Source organism: Blastomonas sp. 34TW (genome assembly GCF_059803595.1).
In genome coordinates, this window is the sequence record NZ_JAPFGW010000004.1 from 26269 (window position 1) to 50825 (window position 24557).

The following is a 24557-nucleotide window of genomic DNA, read 5'->3' on the forward strand; positions in this document are numbered from 1 at the left end:
TTCAACAATCAGTGGCCCTGCCGAAAGCGACCATTACCCGATCGACTGCCCCGTCTTCGCCCAGTCGGCCATGAAGCCTTCGATGCCCTTGTCGGTGAGCACATGCTTGAACAGGCCGCGGATCACGCTCGGCGGCATAGTGGCGACGTCCGCGCCGATGCGGGCGGATTCGAGGACGTGGATCGGGTGGCGGATCGAGGCGACCAGGATTTCGGTGTCGAAGGCGTAATTGTCGTAAATCAGGCGGATGTCCTCGATCAGCGCCATGCCGTCGAAGCCGTTGTCGTCATGACGGCCGACGAACGGCGAGATGAAGGTCGCGCCCGCCTTGGCCGCGAGCAGCGCCTGGTTGGCCGAGAAGCACAAGGTCACGTTGACCATCGTGCCGTCGTCGGTCAGCTTCTTGCAGGTCTTGAGGCCGTCGAGCGTCAGCGGCACTTTGATCGCGACATTGTCGGCGATCTTGCGCAGGATCTCGGCCTCTTTCATCATCGTCTCATGGTCGAGCGCGACCACCTCTGCCGAAACCGGGCCTTCGACCAGCGCGCAGATTTCCTTCGTCACTTCGAGAAAATCACGGCCCGACTTGGCGATCAGCGACGGGTTGGTGGTGACGCCATCGAGCAGGCCGGTCGCGGCGAGATCGGCGATTTCGGCGGTGTCTGCGGTGTCGACGAAGAATTTCATGGGCTGGCTCCTCAGCAAGGGGGCGATTCTCGCTGGCCTATAGCGCGCGGGGGCTTGCGCGTTAACGGAAATCGGCCCGAGGGCGATTGTCGCCCATGCAAAAGGCCCGCCCCGCGTGGTGCGGAGCGGGCCCTTGATCTGTCCTCGTTCCGGCAGATCCGGAACGCAGCGGATCAGTAGCGATATTCGTCCTTCTTGAACGGACCGGTCAGCGGCACGTCGATATAGGCTGCCTGTTCCTTGGTCAGTTCGGTCAGCTTCACGCCCAGCTTGGCGAGGTGCAGACGGGCGACCTTCTCGTCGAGGTGCTTGGGCAGCACATAGACCTGGTTCTCGTACTTGTTGGCGCCGCTGAACAGTTCGATCTGTGCCAGCACCTGGTTGGTGAAGCTGGCCGACATCACGAAGCTGGGATGGCCGGTGGCGTTGCCGAGGTTGAGCAGACGGCCCTTGGACAGCATGATGATGCGCTTGCCATCGGGGAATTCGACCATATCGACTTGCGGCTTGATCTCGGTCCACTTCATGTTCTCGAGCGCACCAACCTGGATCTCGTTGTCGAAGTGACCAATGTTGCCGACGATCGCCATGTCCTTCATCGCGCGCATGTGATCGAGCGTGATGACGTCCTTGTTGCCGGTGGTGGTGACGAAGATGTCGGCGGTCGACACGACGTCTTCCAGCGTCTGCACGGCAAAGCCGTCCATCGCCGCCTGCAGCGCGCAGATGGGATCGATTTCGGTAACGATCACGCGGGCGCCCGCACCCTGCAGCGACGCCGCCGAACCCTTGCCCACATCGCCATAGCCGCACACGACAGCGACCTTGCCGGCCATCATCACGTCGGTGCCGCGACGGATGCCGTCGACCAGCGATTCCTTGCAGCCGTACTTGTTGTCGAACTTCGACTTGGTGACGCTGTCGTTGACGTTGATCGCGGGGAACGGCAGCTTGCCCTTCTTGGCGAGGTCATACAGGCGGTGCACGCCGGTGGTGGTTTCTTCCGACACGCCCTTGATGTTCTGGACGGTCTTGGTGAGATAGCCCGGGGTCTGGGCCAGGCGGCGCTTCAGCACCTTGACGAAGCACTCTTCTTCCTCGTTGGTCGGGGTAAACAGCTCTTCACCCGCTTCCACGCGCGCGCCCCACAGCGCGTACATGGTGGCGTCGCCGCCATCGTCGAGGATCATGTTGCAGGTGGTGCCTTGCTCGGCGCCCCAGTCGAAGATGCGATCGACATATTCCCAATATTCTTCCAGCGTCTCGCCCTTGATGGCGAACACGGGGATGCCCTGCGCGGCGATCGCGGCAGCGGCGTGATCCTGGGTCGAATAGATGTTGCAGGTTGCCCAGCGGACTTCGGCACCCAGCGCGACCAGCGTCTCGATGAGCACGGCGGTCTGGATGGTCATGTGCAGCGATCCGGTGATCTTGGCACCCTTGAGCGGCTGGGCGGCGCGATATTCTTCGCGGATCGCCATCAGGCCGGGCATTTCAGTTTCGGCGATCGCGATTTCCTTGCGGCCGAAATCGGCGAGCGAAAGGTCGGCAACGACATAATCGTTGCGGTCGAGGGTCGGGGCACTGGCCACGCAATATCTCCTGAATGTCTGTCCGAATGGCCAAGGGGGCGATCGGAAACTCCGGCTCCCATAGCCAGACTCGGCCTGACAGGCAAATATAAAGATTCCTTTATATGCCTAGACCAAGACCAACAATCGGGAATTGGGGCAGGCTCGGCGATGGGCTCTTGCAATGCGCTGGCTACGGGACAACATGCAGCCCGGTTCCAATATCCAGCAGGAGACGAATGCCATGATCAACGTCGGCGACACCATCCCCAACACCAAGTTCGTCCGCGCGACCGCCGAAGGGCCGCAGCAGGTCGAGGCGAAGGATTTCTTCGCGGGCAAGACCGTCGCGCTGTTCTCGGTCCCCGGTGCGTTCACGCCGACCTGTTCGGCCCGTCACCTTCCCGGCTTTGTCGAAAAGGCCGATGCGCTCAAGGCCAAGGGGGTCGACGAGATCGCCTGTACCGCCGTGAACGATGCGTTCGTGATGGGCGCCTGGGGCAAGTCAGCCAATGCCGATTCGATCGCGATGCTCGCGGATGGCAATGGCGATTTCGTCGAGGCTCTGGGCCTCACCATGGACGGCACCGGCTTCGGCATGGGCAAGCGCGGCCAGCGGTTCGCCATGGTCGTCAAGGACGGCGTGGTCGACAAGCTGTTCGTCGAAGAGCCGGGCGACTTCAAGGTCAGCAGCGCGGATTACATGCTCGAGCAGCTTTGAACTTTGCTGAATGCCCTCTCCCCTGGCAGGGAGAGGGCTATTCGGGCCTCAATAGCCCATCAGGCCCATCACTTCCTTGCGCGAGCGATGGTCATCCAGGAAGCAGCCGAGAAGGCGACTGGTGATCATGCCGACACCCGGGGTGCGGACGCCGCGCGCGGTCATGCAGCTGTGGCTCGCCTCGATCACCACCGCCACGCCATGCGGCTGCAGATGCTCCCAGATGCAGGCGGCGACTTCTGCGGTCAGACGCTCCTGTACCTGCAGCCGCCTGGCATAGCCGTGCAGCACGCGCGCCAGCTTGGAAATGCCCACCACGCGATCCCTGGGCATATAGGCGATCGAGGCCTTGCCGATAATCGGCGCCATATGGTGCTCGCAGTGCGACTGGAACGGAATGTCCTTGAGCAGCACCAGCTCGTCATAACCACCGACCTCCTCGAACGTGCGGCTGAGATGCACGCTCGGATCGTCGCCATAGCCCGAGCAATATTCCTTCCACGCCCGTGCGACGCGCAGCGGCGTATCGCGCAAGCCTTCGCGCTCGGGATCGTCGCCGGTCCAGCGCAGCAATGTGACTATGGCCTGCTGAACGTCCTGGGGAACGGGTATCTTGCCCTTTTCCGTCAGATCGCCGTCATCCTCGGCATCATGGTACAACATCAGGCATTCCCCCTTCATCGTGAACTTCCGCGTCAGATAGGGTGCGCGACACCGCACTACAACCTTGCAAGGGAGCGCGCTCGGCCTGGTCCGCTACAACCTGACCACGATTGTGGAACAATCCTCGCATTTGCGGGTTGCGCCAGATGAGTTGCAAAAAACAAACATAGATTAGTTGTTAATTGCAACTTTTTTCTCTGGACCTTCCGTTACGTTTCCGCCACGATGTTGCGGTGCAATATCAAAATCCGGAGTCACTGATGCGCGTCCCCCCCAGATGCGCGCTCTTCGCGGCAGCCTTCGCGCTGCTCGTCAGCGCTTGTTCGTCCGAGCCACCCACGCCGCCCCCGCCGCCCGCCGCGACCGTCGCCGTGCCGTTGCAGCGCGAGGTCGTCGATTGGGACGAATATATCGGTCGCTTCACGGCGGATGAGGATGTCCAGCTGGTCGCTCGGGTCTCCGGGCCGATCTCGCGCGTCGCATTTCGCGATGGCGGCGATGTCGGCAAGGGACAGTTGCTCTTCGTGATCGATCAACGACCCTTCCGCGCTGCGCTGGCCGAGGCTGAAGCGAGCGTCGCCAGCGCGCGTGCCGCTCTCGCCAATGCTCGGGCGCAGGCCACGCGGGGTCGCGAGCTTGTCGGCTTCGATGCCATCAGCAGGGAAGAAGCCGATACGCTCGCCGCCAATCTGCGCAGCGCTCAGGCATCATTGGCCGCTGCACAGGCGCGGCGACAGCAGGCCCAGCTCGATCTTTCCTTTACCGAAGTGCGTGCTCCCATCTCGGGCCGCACCTCGAACCGGATGGTCGATGTCGGCGATTTCGTCACTGCCGGGCAGACCGAGCTGACGCGCATCGTCCGCATCAACCCGATCCGGTTCAGCTTCGATGGTGCCGAGGCCTTCTACCTCAAATATATCCGCCAGGATGCAGGCGGCGAGCGGCGCAGTTCGCGCTATGCGCCCAATCCGGTCGAAATCCAGCTCGCCGACGAGCCCAGCTTCCGCTGGCGCGGTCGCATGGCGTTCCTCAACAACGGCATCAGCCCCGATACCGGCACGATCACCGCCTATGCGATGGTGGACAATCCCAACGGTTTCCTGGTCCCGGGCATGTTCGGGCGCGCGCGATTGCTGGGCTCGGGCACGTACAAGGCGTTGCTGGTGCCCGACGAGGCGATCATCACCGATCAGACGCGCAAGCTGGTCTTCGTTCTGGGCAAGGACAACAAGGTCGCTCCGCGCCCGGTCCAGACCGGACCCATGGTGGAAGGGTTGCGCGTGATCCGCGAAGGCATCGCGCCGACCGAGCGGATCGTCATCGACGGCCTCACCCGGATGCAGCCAGGCATGGTGGTGACCCCGCGCAAGGGCCAGATCAAGGCACGCGCCAGGGATGACGCACCGATCGCGCAGCCCATTTCCACCCCCGCCCCCGCCCAGGCAACGGCGAGCTAAGCCATGCGCATCGCCCATTTCTGCATCGACCGCCCGATCTTCGCGGCGGTCCTGTCGATCCTGATCGTCATTTTCGGTGTGGTCGCCTATCCGACGCTGCCGGTATCGCAATATCCCGAGATCGCGCCGCCCACGGTGGTGGTGAGCGCGAGCTTCCCGGGCGCCAGCGCCGAAACCATTGCCGATGTCGTCGCCGCGCCGCTCGAGGAGTCGATCAACGGCGTCGAGGACATGCTGTACATGTCCTCGTCCTCGACCGGTGATGGCAACCTGGCGATCACCGTCACCTTTGCCCAGGGCACCGATGTCGACCAGGCGCAGGTGCTGGTGCAGAACCGCGTCAGCAGCGCCGAACCGCGCCTGCCGCAGGAGGTGCGCCAGATCGGCGTCACCGTACGCAAGAACTCGCCCGACCTGCTGATGGTCGCGAATTTCTACTCGCCCGATGGCTCGCTGAGCCAGCCCTATATCAGCAATTATGCGACGCTGCAGATCATCGACCGCATCTCGCGCATCGAGGGCGTCGGCTCGGCCAGGCTGTTTGGCGGGCGCGATTACAACATGCGCGTGTGGATCGATCCCGAGCTTGCGGCCAGCCGCAACCTTACCGTGGACGAGATCGTCGGCAAGATCCGCGCGCAGAACGCGCAGGTATCGGCAGGCTCGATCGGCCAGCCGCCGTTCAACAGCGGCGGCACCGCGTTCCAGCTGGGCGTGCAGACCCAGGGACGGCTGAGCACGCCCGAGGAGTTCGGCCAGATCGTGATCAAGCGCGACGGCCTGGCGCTCACGCGGCTTGCCGATGTCGCGCGGATCGAACTGGGCGCGCAGGATTACAGCGTCAACGCATTTGCCAGCGGCAAGCCGACGGTGGCGCTCGCCATCTCGCAGCTGCCCGGGTCGAATGCCCTGACCGTCGCCAAGGCGGTCGAGGATGAACTCAAACGCGCCGAAGGCAATTTCCCGCCGGGCATGGCGTACAGCATCCCCTATAACCCGACGAGCTATGTCGAGGCGTCGATCGCAGCGGTGCAGGACACGCTGGTCGAGGCGATCATCCTCGTCGCCATCGTCGTTCTGCTGTTCCTGCAGAGCTGGCGCGCGGCGATCATCCCGATCATCGCCATCCCGATTGCGCTCGCGGGTGCGATCGCGGTGCTGGCGGCCTTGGGCTTCTCGCTGAACTCGCTTTCGCTGTTCGGCATGGTGCTGGCGATCGGCATCGTCGTCGACGACGCGATCGTGGTGGTCGAAAATGTCGAGCGCCTGATGGAGGAAGAGGGGCTGAGCCCGCTCGATGCGGCGCACAAGACGATGGACGAGGTTTCGGGCGCGCTGATCGCGATTGCCTTGGTGCTGTGCGGCGTGTTCATTCCGACCGCCTTCATCCCGGGCATTTCGGGCGCCTTCTATCAGCAGTTTGCGGTCACCATCGCGGGTGCGACGGCTTTCTCGGCATTCGTGTCGCTGACGCTGTCGCCGGCGCTGGCCGCGCTGCTGCTGCGTCCGCGCAGCCACGAGGACAAGGACATTCCCGCCAGATGGCGCGGATGGGGCGCGCGCTTTGCACGCGGCTTCAACCGCGGCTTTGCCAAGCTGTCAGAGCGCTATGGCCGCCTTACCGCGCGCACGATCCGCAGCCTGATGTTCATGGGGCTGGCCTATCTTGCGCTGATCGCGGTGGCGGGATGGCGCTTTGCCGCCACCCCTGCGGGCTTCATTCCGGCGCAGGATCAGGGCTATCTGATCGGCGTGGTGCAGATGCCGCCTGGCGCCTCGCTCCAGCGCACCACCGCGACGCTCGAGGAAGCGCAGGCGCTCGCGCTCAAGAACCCCAATGTCGTCAGCACCATTGCCTTTGCCGGCTTTGACGGCGCGACCTTCACCAATGCGCCCAATGCCGGCGCGATCTTCATCACGCTGAAGCCGGCGGGCACGCGCATCGGCGCGACCGAGGTCGCAGGCGAGCTGTTCGGTGCGATGGCGCAGATCACCGCGGGCAACATCCTGGTGATCGCCCCGCCCCCGGTCTCCGGGCTGGGTACCGGCGGCGGCTTCAAGATGATCATCGAGGACCGCGGCAGTGCTGGCTTGCAGGCTCTGGAAGGGGCGGCCTTCGCCATGATGGGCGGGGCCAACCAGACCGAGGGCATTGCCGGCGCGTTCACCACGTTCAATACCCGCACGCCGCGGCTCTTCGCGGATATCGACCGCGCGCGCGCCGAACAGCTGGGCGTTCCGGTGGAGAATATCTTCTCGACGCTCGGCACCTATCTCGGCTCGAGCTATATCAACGACTTCAACTTCCTGGGCCGCACCTTCCGGGTGACCGCGCAGGCCGATTCCCCCTATCGCGACGATGTCTCGGATATCGGACGGCTGCGCACGCGCTCGTCCACGGGGCAGATGGTGCCACTCGATGCGGTGATGAGCCTGCGTAACGATTCGGGGGCCTATCGCGTGGTGCGCTACAATCTGTACCGCGCGGCGGAGCTGCAGGGCGACACCTTGCCCGGCTATTCGAGCGGCCAATCGCTCGATGCGATGGAGAAGCTGGCGCAGCGCGTGCTGCCGCAGGGCTTCGACTATGAATGGACCGAAATCGCCTATCAGCAGCGCGCCGCCGGAAGTACCGGGACCCTTGTCTTCGCGTTGGGCGTGATCTTCGTCTTCCTGCTGCTCGCCGCGCAATATGAAAGCCTGGTGCTGCCGCTGGCGGTGATCCTGATCGTGCCGATGTGCCTGCTCGCCGCGATCCTCGGCGTGAACCTGATGGGGCGCGACAACAATATCCTGACGCAGATCGGGCTGGTCGTGCTGATCGGTCTGGCGGCAAAGAACGCGATCCTGATCGTCGAGTTCGCCAAGCATAATGAGGATCATGGCCAGTCGGTGCTGGAGGCAGCGCGCCATGCCGCCGCCCAGCGCCTCCGCCCGATCCTGATGACGTCGCTCGCGTTCATTCTGGGTGTGCTGCCGCTGGTGATCTCGTCGGGGCCGGGGGCGGAAATGCGCCAGGCGCTAGGCATCGCGGTGTTCTTCGGCATGATCGGCGTGACGATCTTCGGCCTGCTGTTCACCCCCGCCTTCTATGTGATGGTGCGGACGCTCGAGGAGCGGATCAAGGCGTGGTCGCGCCGCCGCCGCAAGGATGATCCGCCCCCGCCCGCCCCAAGCCAGCCCGTTCTGGAGGGCAACCAGCCATGACCTTGAAATTCCGTCTGCTCGCCGCCGCAGCCCTCAGCGCCACGCTCGCTGCGTGCACCGTCGGCCCCGATTTCGAGCGACCGACCACGCCTGCCAGCGCTGCACAGGGCTTTGCCGAAGGCGGTGATCCGCGCTTTGCCGCCACGCCGCTGCCCGAAGGCTGGTGGAGGCTGTATCAGGACCCGGCGCTCGATGCGCTGGTCAGCAAGGCGCTCGAGCGCAATACCGATGTGCGCGAGGCCAGCGCCAATCTGCGCCGTGCGCGCGCGCTGATCCGCGAGGCCCGCGGACGGCTGTTCCCCAGCCTGAGTACCAGCGCCTCGGCCAATACCAACCAGGTCGGTACCGGGCAGAATGCCGGAGTGGGCTTTGCCCCGCCCGAGCCGCTGACCTTCGATTTCTATCAGCTCGGCAGCGATGCATCCTATGAGATCGACCTGTTCGGCGGCGTCCGTCGCTCGGTCGAGGCGACGCGCGGCGATGCACTGGCCGCGGCGGCCGATCTCGATGCGGCGCGGGTCAGCGTGGCAGCGGAGGTCGCGCGCAACTATGCCCTGGCCTGCTCGAGTCGCTTGCAGGCTGACATCGCCCGTGAATCGCTCGCCACGCAGCAAAGGACGCTCGATCTCAACCAGCGGCTGTTCGCCGCAGGCCGCGGACAGCGGCGCGATGTTGCCAATGCCGAACTGCTCGTCGCCCAGGCCCAGGCCCAGGTACCGCAGTTCGAGGCGGAACAGCGGGCAGCGCTTTATGCGCTCGCCACGCTGACCGGCGATACGCCGGCCAGTATTGATGCCGCCGCAGCGGCCTGCACCACGCCGCCACGGCTCGACAACGCGATCCCGATCGGCGACGGCGCTGCCCTGCTCGCGCGGCGTCCCGACGTCCGCGCGGCCGAAGCCAGGCTCGCGGCAGATACGGCGAGGGTCGGCGTGGCGACCGCCGCGCTCTATCCCTCGATCCGGCTGGCTGGCTCGCTGACCATTGGCGGAACCAGCCCGAGCGCGCTGGGCGAATCGAACAATATCGGCTTCAGCCTGGGCCCGTTGATCTCATGGTCGCTGCCGATCGATGGCGCGGCACGCGCGCGGGTCAATGCGGCCTCGGCGCAGGCCGATGCCCGATTGGCGGCCTTTGATGGTGCGGTGCTCACCGCACTGCAGGAGACCGAACAGGCGCTCGCGCGGCTCAAGGCCGCCATCGAGCAGGAAGCCAGCCTGCGCGATGCGGCCAAGGCCGCCGAGGAGGTCGCGCGGATAACGCGAATCCGGTTCAGAGCGGGTCGCGACAATGCGCTGCAACTGCTGGAGGTGGAACGCAATCTTCTGGCGGCGCGCGCTTCCAGCGGGTCGGCCGCCGCGGCGCGCGCAGAGGCCGAGGTCTCGCTGTTCCGAGCCCTGGGTGGCGGCTGGGAAAATGCGCCGCCGGTGCAGGAGGTCAGCGCGACGAAGCGCAACTGACCGGCGTGGTCAGTTGCGCAGTCGCTCGATCGCCTGGGCCAGCGCGACGTAAAGCTTGCCCGTTTCCGACGACAGCAGCGTGACCCCCATCACGCCGCCGTCGCGGGTGGACAGCACGGTGCGCAGCATGCTCTCGAAATCGTGGATATAGCGGTTCACCAGCTCGAAAAATTCGGGGTCGTTCTCATAGGCGGACGCGATATCCTTCGCCTCGCCATTGTCGATCAGTCGGACGGCACGCCGCGTGAACACGCCGCGATCGCCGCGCAGATAGGCCGACCAGGCCGTATCGCTGACCTCGGCAGAGAGGATCTTGTCGACATCGATCGCGGTGGAATTGAGCGATTCGGTGAGCAGCGCCAGCCGCCGCGCAAAATCATTGTCGGTGCGCTCTTCGGCCAGTTCGCGCGCATCGGCAACGCGGCGCTCGAGATGCGTGGCAAGATCGTCGACCCGTGCCAGCTGGTCCCTGAGATGCAGGCTGGCATCGCTGGTAGCGCCGACCGCACGGTTGATCGCGCTCTCCAGCTTGCCGACCAGCTCTTCCGCCTTGCCGCGCAGCACCTTTTCGAGCGCTGCGGCACTGTCCTGACCCAGCTTGTCGGTCGCGCCTGCAATTGCGCGGTCCATGGCCCTGCGCGCCTCGTCGGCAGCCGCCTGCGCTTCGCGATGAACATCGCGCATCGTTTCGACCAGCTTGATCGCCGAAGTTTCGTTGATCTGGTCGATATCGTCGCGCGCGGCGCGCATGGCCGCAATCAGCGCGCCGATATCGTCGGCCCGCTCGCGCCAGCCAGCCTCGCTGCTTCCGGACAGTCTGGCGATCTCGGCCGATTGTTCAGCTATGCGCTGCTCGAAATTGCCGAGGATCGAGCCCAGCCGGATCATCTCGTCATCGACCTGCGAAACATGCGCGCGCAGGCTAGTTACGCCCTGTTCGCTCGTGCCGGTCTTGTGATCGAGTTCATCCAGGGCAGCGGGAATCGTCACTTCCGCCTGCCGCTCGATCGACTCGAGCAGCGTGCGAACGCGCTGCGACTTGCTATCGAAAATCTCGGCATGTCCGCTGCCTGCAGCCAGTTTCTCGGACAGGCTCTCAACATTGGCATCGAGCGCCGAGAGGGCAAAGGCCAGACGGGCGAGCGCCTCGCTGCTATGTTCGTCCATCGCCTGCAGGCGGCGCTCGGCATTGCCGATCTGCGCATCGGCGGCGGCAATGATATGGCGGATCGTGGCTTCGCTCTCGCCAGCAGACGTTGCCAGCGTGCCCAGCGTCAGCTCCAGATCCCCGGCAGCGGCACGCATGTCCTGGCGACTGCGCGCGGCGCGCTCCGTCATCGCTTCGGCCAGGGTTGCGAGCGAACGTTCGAGCTCGGTGACATGTGCGTGCAGCTGTTCGGCCTGGGTCTCTGCCGTCCGATCGAGATTGCTGCGCGTGTTGGCCAGGCGGCTGGCGACCGTTTCGATCGCGCGGTCCATCTGCTCGCTTGCCTCGGCGACATGGCCGGTGAGCGCGGCACCGCTGGTTTCGACCGACTGAGCAAGCCGGGCCGTCGCGGCATCCGATTGCTGCACCAGAGTGCCGATCTGGGCGCTGGCCGCCTGGCCGAATTCGTTCAGCTTCTGGAACGCGGCGATCATGCTTTCGACCTGGCCTTGCGCCGTGCGCCCGGCATTGCCGATCTGATTGGTCACATCCTTGGCCGAATTGGCAATTACCGGCAGATGGTTGCGCAGCTTTTCCATATTGCCCTGCGCGGCCGCGCTGACCTCGCCGATCGCGCGCATCCCGGTGTCGCTGGCCTGGATGGTCGCGCGCAGTTCCTCGGCAAAGCTGCGCAGCCGGTCGCTCGAAACCCGCCCGAGCGATTCGAGCTCGAGGCTCTGATTGGCAAGGAACTCGCGCGCCAGCGACAGCTCGGCATTGACGTGCGCCAGCCGGGTTTCCAGCAGGCTGCTCTCCGCCCGCAACGACCCGGCAAGCTGCGCGAAACGGCGCGCTTCGCTGTGGCTGTTGCGCTGCATGACCAGATAGAGCGCGGCGATCAGTGCTACCGGCATTGCCCATTGTGCGATCGCCTGCATCGCCAGTTCGGGGGTCATCATCGCGAGCCACATCGGCAACGACGCCCAGACGAATGCCGCCGTCCAGGCAACGCCCAGCGCCAGCGCGGCCCAGCCCCACCGTCCGATCACCGGCGCGGCCACAGGCACTTCCTCGTCGCTCGCCCAGGGCGCGTGCGAATCGCGCGGCTCTTCGGCTCCCGCACGCGCCATATTGGTCGGTGCCGCCATGTCCGGAACCGGCTCCTGCGCCGCAGGATTTTCTTCGCTGCGGCCATGCCGCAGGTCGATGATCTTCTTCCCCTCACCCATGCCGACATGCTTAACAGATTTTGCCCGGCCAGAAACTGAAAGTTAAGGCGGTTGGTCTATTCCGATGCTCCATGGCATATGAATCCGGAGCTTTGAACGCGGCGCTGGCCGCCGCTGTCGGCAGCGATCCCGATCTGGTCGCTGAGCTGCGCGGTGCCTTTATCGAGAGCGCCGCACGGCAGATCGACCTTCTGGGCCGGGCGCGGTGCGATGCCAACTGGCATTTCGCGGCGCTGCGGCTCAAGAGCCTGGCCGCCAGTTTCGGTGTGCAGGGCATTGTCGATCTGGCCGACCAGGCGCTCGAGGGTGCGCCGGGCGATCCCGTGGTCTTGCGCGAACTGGCCGCCGCGATGCGCGACTTCGGCGAGATCCCGGCCTCCGACCTGTAAACTTGCGCATTGCACCTTCGGCTGCGCCGCAGCTGGTTGGCATCCCCGTGCCCAACCGATAAGAGGGCCGCTCCCGTTCATCTGGAGCTCCATGACGTGCGTACCGCACTGATATCGCTGATCGAAACCGTGCCCGGCAGCACCGCGCTGCGCGGTGCGCTGCCGCTCGCGCACGGTCGGCTGGCGATGCTGCATATCGATCTGGCGGTCCAGGCGGGCGCTGGCGAAATCCTGTGCCTCGTCGGCACGGTCGACGATCGCATCCGCGAGATCGAGGGCTATGCCGCTCAGCGAGGACTGGCGTTTCACCTGGTACGATCGGTTGCCGATATCAGCGTGCGGCTTGCCAGCGAGGACGAACTGCTGGTGATCGCGGATGGTCTGTATGTCGCTCCCGCCGACATGGACAGGCTCGCCCGCGAGACTGGACCCTTCGTCGCCAGCTTCGCCCCCGGTGACGGCGCGCGCGTGCTGATCGAGCGGTTCGAGCGGATCGATATCAACCATGTCTGGGCGGGGCTCGCCTGTGTTCGTGCACGCGATCTGGTCGAGGCGCGCGACCTTCCCGAAGACTGGAGCATCCAGTCTGCGTTGCTGCGCCTGGCGGTGCAGCGAGGCTATCGGCGCGAGGTGCTGCCGTTCTCGCTGGCCGAAGCCGGGCGGATCGCGATCGTGCGCGAAGCGGGAGAAGCCGAGATACTCGCTCTGCAGGAGCTGGCCGGAGTATCGGGAGGGCTGGGCGGCAAGGTCGTTCAGACCGGCGCGATGGCCTCGCTGGCAAGACGCGTCTGGTCGGCCGGATGGAGCCGCCCGGCGCTCAGGCTCGCGGGCATCGGCCTGCCCGTGATCGGCATCGGTATGGCAGGCGCGGGATGGGGCATGGCGGCGCTCGCCATGCTCGTGATGGGGCGCGCGGCGGGCCATGCCGCCAACCGGCTGTTCGGGCGCTTTGTCGGCAGTCTGACAAGGCCTGCCGAACAGATCGCGCGCGACATGGCGTTCGCGATCGCCTTCATCATCGTCACGGTGCTCAGCGTGGCCGCGTCGGACCGGCTGTCCGGGCTGTTCGCGGCGTTGCTGCTGCCGGGTCTTGCCACCGTGCTGGACCGGGTGCCGGGACCGCTGCCGCAGCTGTGGCGCAGGCTTGCGGGATCGGCTAGTCTCGTCGCCCTGGCGGCCATGGTTGCGTTGCCGCTCGGCCTGCTGATGCCGATGCTGATGCTGTGGAATCTCGCGCTGACGGGGCTTTTGCTGTGGCAGACGCACCGCGCGCCGCTTGCAGCGGACAAGGCCTGAACCCATATCGATGGCAGGGCGCTGATCCTTTCAACTAACAGCATTTTAACCAGCCATTGGTAGGGCAAGGCGATGAGTACCGACATGGCCCCCGCACGCCCGACCTTACGGGACGTAGGCGCGCTGCTGCGCCAGGCCGACGTTCAGGCCCGGCAGGCCATGGCGGTCCCCACGATGGTGCGCCAGCAATTGCTCCCCGAACAGGCCCAGGCGCTGCGTGAGGACGACCTCAGCCTTACCGGCGGCTTTGTCGAATCGCTGGCCGTGCAGCTCGCCGAGGCGCTCACCGGCTCGGCCGATCTGGGTCCGGACATAGCGCGCCATGTGGTGCTGGCGCATGCCCCGACCACGCGGCTGCTGTTTGCCCGCGCCATCGAAGCGCGGCTTTGCCGCCAGTCCTCGCTGGTCGGCCACGGAACACCCGAATTGCCTCCACGTGTCGAAGCCCAAGTGGGCGATGCACAGGACGAGCTTGCCGAAGCCGCGATGGCACTGATCATCGCGCAGAGCCGGTTTCTGAGCCGCGCACAGGCATTCGCGATCGACACCGGCGAACTGCCGCCCGAGACGCTGCACGGAGTGGTGCGGAGATGCCTGGCCTTTCTGCAGGAACGCCCGGATAGCGACCCGCTGGAGCTGAACAGGGCGGCTGCAGCATTTCTGCAAGGCTTTGACGAGCGTCGCGGACGCCCGCACCGGCTGATGCGGTTCTGCCATTTGTTCGAACTGCCCCGCAGCGCGGAAGCCTGGTCGCTCGCCGAAAATGGCGCGAGCCTGACCGTCGCGATGCTGGAACGGGCGAGTGGGCTCCCCGCCGATCTTCTGTTCGACATGCTGCGCGATGCCGATCTCGCGCGGCTGGCCGTGGTCTTGCGCGCCTGTGGCCTGGAGACCGATTTGGCCGCCGGGCTGCTGCAAGGGCTGGCTGCCCTCGCCTCCTTGCGACCTGACGCCTTGCCGCCTGCCGCAGACCTGCGCGCGCTCGTTCCGGAGGATGCGGCCCGGCTCGTGGCAGGCTGGCGCAATCTCGATCCGCTGGCGCATCCGGGAGCCCTGTGGTGATCGCTCGCGCCAATCCTTCGGAGGCAGGCCCGGCAAGCGCCAAGGCCGATTCCCCACACGTCGTGAAGATTGATCGCGACGGGCGGCTGCTGCATGCCGACGCCCGGGTGGCTGAGCTGCACAAGGCGCTCGGTGGTGCAGAGGGCGAGGTGCTCGCCATTCCCGCGCTGCTCGATCTGGCCCGCCACGCGATGCGGCTGGGCATGCGCCTGTCGCGACCGCTGACGATTATCGGCCCGAAGGAATCGGTCGATCTGTGGTGCGACTGCGAACCGGGTACGCAAGGGATCGATCTCCGGATCAGCCAGTGGCGAGAAAGACCGCTGCCCGAAGCCGGACCTGCCGCCCCGCTGCCCATCTTCGTGCCTTCTTCCGAGACGAGCGTGGATATTCGCGTCGATCCGCTCGGCCGCATCCTGCATGTGCAGGATATGGTGACGCTGCCGGCTCACTGGGATGCCGTGCGCGTCACGCTGAAGCCCGTGGGCGCGCTGATCGCGACCGAGGATGGCGCGCCGCTGGTGCTGGCGGATTGTCACAACGGCGTGCGCGTCCGCCTGATCGGCGACCCCCGGTGCTGGACCCTGTATCGCACTCGCAGCGATGCTGGCGCCGGATGGAACCTGCAACTGACCGAAGCGCCCGCCGCACCGGAGCCGCAAGCCGCCCCTTCCCCCCCGCCGCTGTTCGATGGCGAACGCCTCGCGCATATGTTCGGCAGCCAGATCGGACCGGCGCTGCGCCAGCCGATCGGACGGATCATCGCCAATGCCGAGACCATCGGTGGTCGGCTCGAGGGACCGTTGCGTTCGGATTATGCCGGCTATGCTGGAGATATCGCCTCAGCCGGACGACACCTGCTGGCGCTGATCGACGATCTGGCGGATCTGGAAGCGATCGAAGCCAGCGGGTTCAGCGCTGCGAGCGAACCGGTCGATCTTGCCGATCTCGCCCGGCGCGCAGCGGGTCTTCTCGCGCTCAAGGCCGCCGACCGCTCGATCCGGATCGACAAGCCTGCCGAGGACGAAAGCCTGGCTGCGACCGGCGAATTCCGACGCGTGCTTCAGGTCCTGCTCAATCTGCTGGGCAATGCCATCAATTACGCGCCCGATGGATCGATGATCTGGCTGCGGCTCGACGAGGGTCCGGATTGGGCCAGCGTGACCGTCGCCGATCAGGGACCGGGGCTTTCGGAAGAAGATCAGCAGCGGCTGTTCAACAAATGGGAGCGGCTGGGCCGCAGCGGCGACGGCGGCAGTGGCCTCGGCCTGTACATATCGCGGCGGCTGGCGCTCGCGATGCAGGGCGACCTGACAGTAGAAAGCGCGCCCGGACAGGGGGCGCGCTTTACCTTGGTGTTGCCGAAAATATAGGGCGCGCGCCACGAGGCGCGCCCCAGTTCATTTTGGCGTGACGGGCGCCTGCGCACAGCGCTTGCGGTCGCCAGCGTTGCAGGCGGCAACATCGGCTTCCCACTGCGTGTAGATGGCGTCGTAGAGCTTCTTCACCTCGGCATATTCGGACTCGGCCCGCGCGCGCGAATCGACCGTATTCTCGTACAGCTTCATCTGGTTTTCGTAGCTGGAACGGCGCGCCTCGTAATTCGCGAGATTGGCGGCATTCTGCGCGAGCTGTGCGTTCGACGCTTGCACCTGCGCAGCATTGGCGGCTTCGCGCTCCGCCTGTTCCTCGGGCGTGCTCGGATTGCGGGTAACGGGCGACGGCTCCATGGATCCGCTATCGGGCTCAGCGGCGGCGGGGGCACTGGCCTGCTGTGCGAAAGCGGGCATGGCGAGCGCCGAAGCAGTCAAAGCGATGGCCAGCGAGGCGCGGCTGAACGGGCGAAAAGTCATCATCATATTCCCTCAAGACAAAGTTGATCTCGATTAACACGGCTACGATCATCGCTCAAAGCGGTTCCATTCGTCGCACGCCGCGCCCTTGCAGCCAGCGCACCGCAGCACCATGTTCCGCCCGCGACCCGGCTCCAGCGCCGCACCGTGCTTTCTGCCGCTTGCCAGCGGAACATCAATAGAACATAAGGCCGTTCATGCTCACTCACATCTCTGTGCGCGGCGCGCGCGAACATAATCTCAAGGGCGTGGACATTGATCTGCCGCGCGATCAGCTGATCGTCATCACCGGGCTTTCTGGCAGCGGCAAGTCGAGCCTGGCGTTCGATACCATCTATGCCGAGGGTCAGCGGCGCTATGTCGAGTCGCTCTCGGCCTATGCGCGCCAGTTCCTCGAGATGATGCAGAAGCCCGATGTCGAGCATATCGACGGGTTGAGCCCCGCGATCAGCATCGAGCAGAAGACCACCAGCCGCAATCCGCGCTCGACGGTCGCGACCGTCACTGAAATCTACGATTACATGCGCCTGCTCTGGGCACGCGTCGGCGTGCCTTATTCGCCCGCGACCGGCCTGCCGATCACCGCGCAGACCGTCAGCATGATGGTCGACCGCGTAATGGCACTACCCGAAGGCACGCGCTTCTATCTGCTCGCGCCCGTCGTGCGTGGTCGCAAGGGCGAATATCGCAAGGAACTGGCCGAGTGGCAGAAAGCCGGTTTCACCCGCGTACGCATCGACGGCGAGATGTACGAGATCGACGCCGCGCCTGCGCTCGACAAGAAATACAAGCATGACATCGAGGTCGTCGTCGACCGCATGGCGGTGCGTGAGGGCATCGAGACACGGCTGGCCGACAGTTTCGAGACCGCGCTCAAGCTCGCCGATGGGCTGGCCTATGTGGATCTGGCCGATGGGACGGTAAATGCCCTCTCCCCTTCAGGGGAGAGGGAGGAGCCGCGCAGCGGCGGAGGGAGAGGGGAAAATGCATCCGATGCGCCTGCCCCCCTCCCAACCCTCCCCCCTAAAGGGGAGAGGGCGCAAAAGGGCATGAAGAACGCGGGCATCCCCGACAACCGCATCATCTTTTCCGAACGCTTCGCCTGTCCTGTATCGGGCTTTACCATCGAGGCGATCGAACCGCGGCTGTTCTCGTTCAATGCGCCGCAAGGCGCCTGCCCCGCTTGCGATGGCCTTGGCGAGAAGATGTATTTCGACCCGCAGCTGGTCGTGCCCAACGAGGAACTGAGCCTCAAGAAGGGCGCGATCGTGCCCTGGGCGAAATCAAACCCGCCCTCGCCCTATTACATGCAGGTGCTCGCCAGCTTGGCGCGCGAATTCGGTTTCTCGCTCGATACGCCATGGCAGGACCTGCCCGGCGAGGCGCGGCTGATCATCCTGCACGGCACGGCGGGCAAGCCGGTGACGCTGCGCTTTCAGGACGGGCGCAAGAGCTATGAGGTCAAGAAGCCGTTCGAAGGCGTGATCGGCAATCTGAACCGCCGCATGCTGCAGACCGACAGCGCCTGGATGCGCGAGGAACTGAGCAAGTATCAGACCGCGCAGCCCTGCGAAGTCTGCGATGGCGCGCGCCTGAAACCCGAAGCGCTTTCGGTCAAGGTGGCGGGCGAGGACATCTCGATCTCGACCCGCCGCTCGGTCGCCGATGCGCTGCATTTCTTCGAGACGCTGAGCGACAAACTCGGGCCGCAGCAGCAGCAGATCGCCAAGGCGATCCTCAAGGAAATCATCGAGCGGCTGGGTTTTCTCAACAATGTCGGGCTGGATTACCTGAACCTCGACCGGACCTCGGGCACGCTCTCGGGCGGCGAATCGCAGCGCATCCGGCTCGCCAGCCAGATCGGCAGCGGTCTTTCGGGCGTGCTCTATGTGCTCGACGAACCGAGCATCGGCCTGCACCAGAAGGACAATGACCGGCTGCTGGTGACATTGAAGCGCCTGCGCGATCTGGGCAACACCGTGATCGTCGTCGAGCATGACGAGGATGCGATCCGCACCGCCGATTATATCGTCGATCTCGGCCCCGGCGCCGGCGTGCATGGCGGCGAAGTCGTCGCCAAGGGCACGCTGCCCGAGCTGCTCAAGGCGAAGGATTCGCTGACAGCGCAGTACCTTACCGGCGAACGCAGGATCGAGGTGCCCAAGAAGCGGCGCAAGGGCAATGGCAAGAAGCTGACCGTGCACAACGCGCGCGCCAACAACCTCACTGGGGTGACCGCCTCTATCCCGCTCGGAACCTTCACATGCATTACCGGCGTGTCGGGATCGGGCAAGTCCAGCTTCACCATCGACACGCTGTTTGCCGGCGCCGCGCGCGCGCTCAACGGCGCGCGGATCATCGCGGGGCCGCATGACAAGATCACGGGTCTCGAACATTGCGACAAGGTGATCGACATCGATCAGTCGCCGATCGGTCGCACCCCGCGTTCGAACCCGGCGACCTATACCGGCGCCTTCACCAACATCCGCGACTGGTTTGCCGGGCTGCCCGAGAGCCTTGCGCGTGGCTACAAGCCGGGCCGGTTCAGCTTCAACGTCAAGGGTGGGCGTTGCGAGAAATGTCAGGGCGATGGCGTCATCAAGATCGAGATGCACTTCCTGCCCGATGTGTATGTGACCTGCGAGGAATGCGGCGGAAAGCGCTATAATCGCGAGACTCTCGAGGTGAAGTTCAAGGGGCACTCGATTGCCGATGTGCTCGACATGACGGTAGAGGATGCGGTCGAGTTCTTCAAGGCAGTCCCGCCGATCCGCGACAAGATGGCGATGCTGTGGGAAGTGGGCCTGGGCTATGTCAAGGTCGGCCAGCAGGCGACAACCCTGTCCGGCGGCGAGGCGCAGCGCGTCAAGCTCGCCAAGGAACTGTCGCGCCGCTCGACCGGGCAGACGCTGTACATCCTCGACGAACCGACCACCGGGCTGCATTTCGAGGACGTGCGCAAGCTGCTTGAGGTGCTGCACCGGCTGGTCGAACAGGGCAACAGCGTGGTGGTGATCGAGCACAATCTCGACGTCATCAAAACTGCGGACTGGATCATCGACATGGGCCCCGAAGGCGGGGTCAAGGGCGGTCAGATTGTTGCTGAAGGCACTCCCGAACAGGTCGCCAAGGTCGCAGGCAGCTATACCGGTCAGTATCTGGCTCCGCTGCTCAAGCGATAAGGCGTCCGCGCGCCGAGCCCGCGGCGCGGGTTCGGGCGCAATCGGTCGGCTCTTGGCACGTTGTAGACGATCGCAAACCGGTGGTGGGTCACGCTTGTGCATGGCCCGGCCTTCAGCCATGACAATATCCGCCATAACATGGATCAATCGGCCCGGATAACCGTTCGACCAGCGGCAGGTTAGTCTATATCATGGAAAACTGCGTTCGGGGGGAAGCTTCCCGATAGAAAAAACCAATTGCTCCGATAAACCGCTTTCGAATGGGCTTATCGGCGAGGTCGCCTATTTCGTGCGCTGGCGACCTTGGAACAACGGGCAGGCAAAAATGGCATCATCTTCCGAACACCATATCATGGGCGCGCGCGAGGCTATTCGCTGGATGTTTGGCCTGTTGAAGGGCGAACGCAGCTTTCTTGCGCTGGCGCTGGTCTATGGTGTCGCGATTTCCGTGCTGTCGCTGGCAACACCGATTTCGGTGCAGATGCTGATCAATTCGGTCGCGAATACCGCGCTGGTGACCCCGCTGGTGACCCTGGCAGGCACGCTGCTCGGACTGCTGCTGATCGCGGTGCTGCTGTCTGCGCTGCGCATCCACACGATGGAACTCTTTGCCCGGCGTTTCTATTCGCGCCAGGTTGCGGAGATCACCATCCGTTCGATCCATGCCCGCAACCCGTTTTTCGAGGACAGCAAGCGACAGGACCTGTTCAACCGCTATTTCGACGTCAACACCGTGCAGAAGGCGGTTCCGAGCCTGCTGATCGGCGGCTTCACGATCATCCTGCAATCGGCGGTCGGCTTTGCCGTCACCGCTTTCTATCACCCGTTCTTCCTGGCCTTCAACCTGATCGTCATCGGGCTCGCCGTGCTGATTCTGCTGGTCTGGACGCGCGGCGCGATCCGATCGGGCATCGCGCTCAGCCATGCCAAATATGATGCTGCGCGCTGGCTCGAGAATGTCGGCGCATCGAACGGCTTCTACAAGTCGGGCCGTCACGTCGATTACGCGCTCGATGGTTCCGAAGCCGTCACCGCCACTTATGTCGCGGCCAAGGCCAAGCACTTCCGCTACACCATGTCGCAAACCGTGGCCTTTCTGCTGCTTTACGCGCTGGCAAGCTCTGGCCTGCTCGCGCTGGGTGGCTGGCTGGTTATCCAGGGCGAACTGTCGATCGGCCAGCTTGTGGCCGCCGAGCTCATCTTGTCTGCCGCGTTTTTCGGTCTCGGCCAGATGGGTGCCTATCTCGATACCACCTACGATCTGATCGCTGCGGCCGAGGAAATCGGACTGATCTATCAGATCGAGCAGGAGGAAGAGATTCGCGAAGGCCAGGATGCGATCAGCGGCAGCGATCTGGTTCTGCGTCGGGTGACCCATAGCGCAACCGCGCCCGGCATTACGCTCGACATCTCGATCCCTGCGGGCACGCAGCTGATCGCGCAGGCGCAGAATCATGGCATCCAGCGGCTGTTCACGCACGCGATGAAGCGCTATCTGACCCCGGAAACCGGCGTGGTCACTCTGGGCGGGCAGGACATTGCGATGGTCGACATGTTCCGGTTGCGCAGCGAGATCATCGTGCTCGACCGTCCGACGATCGTCCAGGCCAGCATTCGCGATTACCTGCGCCTTGCTGGCCCCGAAACGACGTCGGGCGATGTGCTCAAGGCGCTTGCGCTCGTGCGGCTCGAGGATCGGGTGATGCGCTTGCCCGACGGTCTGGACACGCAGCTGTCGACCAGCGGCTGGCCATTGTCCTATGCCGAGGCGCTTCGCCTGAAGCTGGCCGGCGCGATGCTCAAATGTCCGCGCCTGCTGATCCTCACCGGGCTTTTCGACATGATCGACCCCGCCATTCTTGCCGATGTCCGCGCCGCCATGCGCGCCGAAGGATCCACCGTCATCCAGTTCACTTATCGCCCCTCGGGCACCGAAGGTTGCCGCTATCTCTGGTTGGGTGATGATGGGCAGAGGATCATCGATGACCCCGCAGAGTTCCTAAGCATCGTCGATCGCAAGGCAGAGGAGGCAGCCCATGGCAACGCGTGATCGCGCCCTGGTTCGCTTCCGCACGCTTGCGGCCCAGCGAACCCCCCGCCCCCTGCGCGCCATCGCGCTGATGGTGGTGCTCTCCCTCGCCGCCGCGATCGTGTTCATGATCTACGTGCCCTGGATCCAGACCGCCTATGGCGCGGGCCAGGTGATCGCGCTCAACCCGCAGGACCGGGTGCAGAACGTGACGGCGCTGGTCTCCGGCCGCATCGAGCGCTGGTATGTCGAGGATGGCGCCGTCGTGCGCGAAGGCGATCCGATCGTCCAGATTTCCGACAACGATCCGATGCTGCTTGAGCGCCTGCGTGTCGAGCGCAGCCTGGCCGAAGCCAAGGCCGCCGCGGCCGCCTCTGCGCTCAGCACCGCACGCAACGATGTCGGCCGAACCGGCACCCTGTTTTCCGAGGGCCTGGCATCGCGGCGCGAGAATGAACTGGCGCGCATCAAGGTTGCAGAAATGGAGGCCAAGCTCGCCGAAGCGCGCGCCGCCATCACCCAGATCGACATCAATCTCGCGCGCCAGTCGCTCCAGCTCGTCCGCGCCCCGCGCAACGGAGTGATCCAGCGGATCAGCGGCGGGGACAAGGCAACCATGGTCTCGCAGGGCGATGTCCTGGCAACCTTTGCGCCGACCGAAGCCAAGCGTGTGGTCGAAATCTATGTCGACGGCCGTGATGCGCCGCTGATTCGCAAGGGCCAGCAGGTGCGGCTCGAGTTCGAAGGCTGGCCCGCGATCCAGTTTTCCGGCTGGCCCTCGGTCGCGCGCGGCCTGTTCGATGGTGAGGTACAACAGGTCGACCTCGCCGCCTCGCAGAACGGGCTGTTCCGCGTGCTTGTTCGCGAAGCTCCGGGCAAGGCCCGCTGGCCGGGTGAACCCTATGTCCGCCTGGGCGCCAATGTGCGCGGCTGGGTGGCGATGGAGCAGGTCTCGGTCGGCTTCGAACTGTGGCGCCAGCTCAATGACTTCCCGCTGCAGAACCCGGCGCTCACCGAGCAGGGCAGCACCGGCATGACGCAGACCGGAGGCAAGGCATCGTCCTCGTCGTCCTCGTCGTCGGGCTCCTCGAGCAGCTCTTCGGGGAAGAAGTGATGCGCAAGGCATGGATGCTGACCGGGCTGGCCGTTTCGGCCTTGCTCGCTGTTCCGGTCGGAGCGCAGCCGCTCCCTGCCCCGGTCAGCGCGCCCGATCAGGTGCCGTCGTCGCGCGGATTGCAGCTGTCCGAGGTGCTGGCGTCGTCACGCCGCTTTGCGCCGAGCATTCTCGAGGCGCTGGCCAATACGCGCGCGGCGGATGGACGGGTGCTGGCGAGCGAAGGCGCATTCGACCTGCTGTTCAGCGGCGAAGGCTTTTCGCGCATCGCGGGCTTTTACGATGGCACCTATGTGCAGGGAAAGGCGATCCAGCCGCTCACCAACAATGGTGGCCAGCTGGAAGCGAGCTACCGCGTCTCGCGCGGCGACTTTCCGGTCTATGAGGACTACAGCTTCACCGACCGGCTGGGCGAGCTCAAGGTGCGCGGCGTTTTCGCGCTGCTGCGCGACCGCTATATCGACGATCGCCGCTTCGGCCAGCGCAACGCGCTGATCGAGCGCGACATTGCCGGGCTCGACGCGCTGATCATCGCGATCGGCGTGCAGCAGCGGGCGATCCAGGCCTATGGCCAATGGGTCGCGGCAGGCCAGCAGGTCCGCGTCTATCGCTCGCTGGTCGGCCTGGCGCAGGACCGGCAGGACGGTATCCGCCGCCAGGTGCAACTGGGCGCGCGGGCTGCCATCCTGTTGACTGAAAACGAACAGAATTTGCTGCGCCGTCAGTCGCTTCTCGTCGCCGCCGAGCGCGATCTGGCCAATGCGGCCCAGCGGCTCTCGCTGTTCTGGCGCGATGATGATGGGCGGCCGCGTGTGGCGACGCCCGCAGATCTGCCGACATCGCTGCCGATGGTCCGCCAATTGCGCGACACCGATCCCGCAGCGGTGCTGGCGCGGCGCCCGGATATCCAACTGATCGAGCAGCGCCTCGCGCAGGGCGAGGCGAAGCTCGAACTCGAACAGAACAAGCTGCTGCCCTCACTGCGTCTGTTTGCCGAGGCGGGCAAGGATTTCGGCGAGCAGGGACTGGGCGGGCGCTCCCGCGATCCGTTCGAGGCGGTAATCGGGTTCACCTTCTCGATGCCGCTGCAGAACCGCGCCGCCAAGGGCAATGTCGCGGCGGCCGAGGCCTATATCAATGCGCTCGAATGGAAGCGGCGGCAGAGCGAGGAACAGATTCTGGCCGAGATCGCGCAGCTTTCGACCAACCTGACAGCAGCCGAGCGGCTCGCAGTGCTCGCGCGCGACGAAGAGGTGCAGGCGGAAAAGCTCGCCGCCGGCGAGCGGCGCCTGTTCCAGGCCGGCGCAAGCGACTTCTTCCTCGTCAACCTGCGCGAGGATGCGGCGGCCAACGCGGCGATCCGCAGACTCGATGCCGAGTTCCGCCTCGCCCAGGCCCGCGCCGATCTGGTCGCTGTTGCGGCCGATCTCGATGCGCTGCAGCTGGGCGAAGACCTTACCGGCGCGCTGCAGCCCTGACCGGAGCCAAGG

The 24557-nt window shown here is 65.0% G+C and carries 17 protein-coding genes; 12 read left to right on the plus strand and 5 right to left on the minus strand.

Going from position 1 to position 24557, the window contains the following annotated elements; genetic code table 11:
• Positions 1-33: 33 nt before the first annotated feature.
• Complete coding sequence (fsa, locus tag OPU69_RS06730; protein WP_023836351.1) at positions 34-687, minus strand: fructose-6-phosphate aldolase; 654 nt, start codon at positions 685-687, stop codon at positions 34-36.
• A gap of 173 nt (positions 688-860) precedes the next feature.
• Positions 861-2279, minus strand: a complete 1419-nt coding sequence (gene ahcY / locus OPU69_RS06735) for an adenosylhomocysteinase (RefSeq protein WP_498509952.1) — start codon at positions 2277-2279, stop codon at positions 861-863.
• 223 nt (positions 2280-2502) lie between these two features.
• On the opposite strand from ahcY, the gene OPU69_RS06740 reads away from it, so the two are divergent.
• Positions 2503-2979: a peroxiredoxin gene (locus OPU69_RS06740; protein ID WP_060976970.1), complete on the plus strand. Its 477-nt coding sequence runs from the start codon at positions 2503-2505 to the stop codon at positions 2977-2979.
• Between the two features lie 48 nt (positions 2980-3027).
• Here the strand turns inward: OPU69_RS06740 and folE are convergent, their stop codons facing one another.
• Positions 3028-3642: a GTP cyclohydrolase I FolE gene (folE, locus tag OPU69_RS06745; RefSeq protein ID WP_060976917.1), complete on the minus strand. Its 615-nt coding sequence runs from the start codon at positions 3640-3642 to the stop codon at positions 3028-3030.
• A 260-nt stretch (positions 3643-3902) separates the two neighbouring features.
• On the opposite strand from folE, the gene OPU69_RS06750 reads away from it, so the two are divergent.
• The 3 genes from OPU69_RS06750 to OPU69_RS06760 are packed head-to-tail and all read left to right on the plus strand — an operon-like array spanning position 3903 to position 9766.
• Positions 3903-5099 carry an efflux RND transporter periplasmic adaptor subunit gene (locus OPU69_RS06750; protein WP_066114806.1) on the plus strand — a complete coding sequence of 399 codons (1197 nt, stop codon included), beginning with the start codon at positions 3903-3905 and terminating at the stop codon, positions 5097-5099.
• 3 nt (positions 5100-5102) lie between these two features.
• A complete protein-coding gene (locus OPU69_RS06755) occupies positions 5103-8306 on the plus strand; it encodes an efflux RND transporter permease subunit (protein ID WP_498509955.1) in 3204 nt (1067 codons plus the stop codon).
• Positions 8303-9766, plus strand: a complete 1464-nt coding sequence (locus OPU69_RS06760) for an efflux transporter outer membrane subunit (RefSeq protein ID WP_060979624.1) — start codon at positions 8303-8305, stop codon at positions 9764-9766. Before OPU69_RS06755 ends, OPU69_RS06760 begins: the two co-directional genes overlap by 4 nt.
• Before the next feature lie 9 nt (positions 9767-9775).
• Here the strand turns inward: OPU69_RS06760 and OPU69_RS06765 are convergent, their stop codons facing one another.
• Positions 9776-12142: a coiled-coil domain-containing protein gene (locus OPU69_RS06765; protein WP_060979625.1), complete on the minus strand. Its 2367-nt coding sequence runs from the start codon at positions 12140-12142 to the stop codon at positions 9776-9778.
• A gap of 71 nt (positions 12143-12213) precedes the next feature.
• Here OPU69_RS06765 and OPU69_RS06770 point away from each other — a divergent pair, with 71 nt between their 5' ends.
• From OPU69_RS06770 to OPU69_RS06785, 4 genes are all read left to right on the plus strand, one after another.
• Positions 12214-12531, plus strand: coding sequence for an Hpt domain-containing protein (locus tag OPU69_RS06770; RefSeq protein ID WP_060979626.1), 318 nt, complete (start codon positions 12214-12216; stop codon positions 12529-12531).
• Positions 12532-12627: 96 nt separating this feature from the next.
• Positions 12628-13827 carry a hypothetical protein gene (locus tag OPU69_RS06775; RefSeq protein ID WP_060979627.1) on the plus strand — a complete coding sequence of 400 codons (1200 nt, stop codon included), beginning with the start codon at positions 12628-12630 and terminating at the stop codon, positions 13825-13827.
• Positions 13828-13899: 72 nt separating this feature from the next.
• Entirely contained in the window at positions 13900-14889 is a 990-nt protein-coding gene (locus tag OPU69_RS06780; RefSeq protein ID WP_060979628.1) for a hypothetical protein, read from the plus strand.
• Positions 14886-16262, plus strand: a complete 1377-nt coding sequence (locus tag OPU69_RS06785) for a sensor histidine kinase (protein WP_498509958.1) — start codon at positions 14886-14888, stop codon at positions 16260-16262. Before OPU69_RS06780 ends, OPU69_RS06785 begins: the two co-directional genes overlap by 4 nt.
• A gap of 27 nt (positions 16263-16289) precedes the next feature.
• On the opposite strand, the gene OPU69_RS06790 is transcribed toward OPU69_RS06785, so the two are convergent.
• Positions 16290-16748, minus strand: coding sequence for a hypothetical protein (locus OPU69_RS06790; protein WP_498509960.1), 459 nt, complete (start codon positions 16746-16748; stop codon positions 16290-16292).
• Between the two features lie 191 nt (positions 16749-16939).
• Between OPU69_RS06790 and uvrA the strand changes: the two genes are divergently transcribed.
• From uvrA to OPU69_RS06810, 4 genes are all read left to right on the plus strand, one after another.
• Positions 16940-19924, plus strand: a complete 2985-nt coding sequence (gene uvrA / locus OPU69_RS06795; RefSeq protein WP_498509962.1) for an excinuclease ABC subunit UvrA — start codon at positions 16940-16942, stop codon at positions 19922-19924.
• A 325-nt stretch (positions 19925-20249) separates the two neighbouring features.
• Positions 20250-21974, plus strand: coding sequence for an ATP-binding cassette domain-containing protein (locus OPU69_RS06800; RefSeq protein WP_498509964.1), 1725 nt, complete (start codon positions 20250-20252; stop codon positions 21972-21974).
• Positions 21961-23067, plus strand: coding sequence for an efflux RND transporter periplasmic adaptor subunit (locus OPU69_RS06805; RefSeq protein ID WP_060979632.1), 1107 nt, complete (start codon positions 21961-21963; stop codon positions 23065-23067). Before OPU69_RS06800 ends, OPU69_RS06805 begins: the two co-directional genes overlap by 14 nt.
• Complete coding sequence (locus OPU69_RS06810; protein ID WP_060979633.1) at positions 23067-24545, plus strand: TolC family protein; 1479 nt, start codon at positions 23067-23069, stop codon at positions 24543-24545. Before OPU69_RS06805 ends, OPU69_RS06810 begins: the two co-directional genes overlap by 1 nt.
• Positions 24546-24557: the final 12 nt, after the last annotated feature.